The following is a 697-nucleotide window of genomic DNA, read 5'->3' as shown; positions in this document are numbered from 1 at the left end:
AAGTGGCGCATGCCCAGCGCCCGTTTTGATCCTTCACGAACAACCGCAAACGCCTCGGGCAAGAGGTCGTCCAACGCCTCGCCCTTTCCCAGCCGTTCACGGAACTCCGTCGTTTTATGACGGAGTTGGTCGTCGGAGAGAGTCTGCAACGCGGGCTCAAACGAGTTGATTTGCGTCACCGAAGGACGGATTTTTTTCAGCTCCCGGTCGTTTTTGCTCCCGAAGATTTTTTTGAGGGCCAAATTCAGCATGAGGCCCCTTCACATACCACATCCCCCATCACTTTCAACCCAAACAGGAGCCCCTCCACCGGAACCCGCTCGTTGTGGCCGTGAAAAAGTTCCGAAAAACGGAGATCGGGCGGAAGTTTCAGCGGCGTGAAGCCGTAACACTTGATGCCGAGCTTGCTGTAATTGGAGGCGTCGGTAAAGCCGGGAATCAGATAAGGGACCGGGATCGCTCTTTTGTCGTGTCGGATAAGGGTCTTGGCCAAAAGTTTGTAAAACTCGTTTTCGTAGTCCATCTCGGTGGGATCGTACTGATCCATAATTTCAAACTCATACCCCTCTCCGATTATTTTCTTGATCTCGGCCAGAAAACTCTCCACCGTGCGGCCGGGGATGATCCGCCCGTCCACCTGAAGCTCCGCGGTCGAGGGAATAACATTTACTTTTTTCCCTCCCGAAATAATCGTCGG

At 53.5% G+C, this 697-nt stretch carries 2 protein-coding genes; both read right to left on the bottom strand.

Annotated features, from left to right (window positions below):
• Positions 1-251: hypothetical protein (locus HYU99_01160; GenBank protein ID MBI2338966.1), on the bottom strand; the 251-nt coding region annotated here is incomplete at its 3' end.
• On the bottom strand, positions 245-697 hold a 453-nt coding region (locus HYU99_01155; protein ID MBI2338965.1), incomplete at its 5' end, for a M20/M25/M40 family metallo-hydrolase. The genes HYU99_01160 and HYU99_01155, both read right to left, overlap by 7 nt.

This window comes from Deltaproteobacteria bacterium (assembly GCA_016183175.1).
Taxonomy (GTDB): Bacteria; UBA10199; UBA10199; order UBA10199; family SBBF01; genus JACPFC01.
This window is presented reverse-complemented; position numbering and strand designations above follow the sequence as displayed.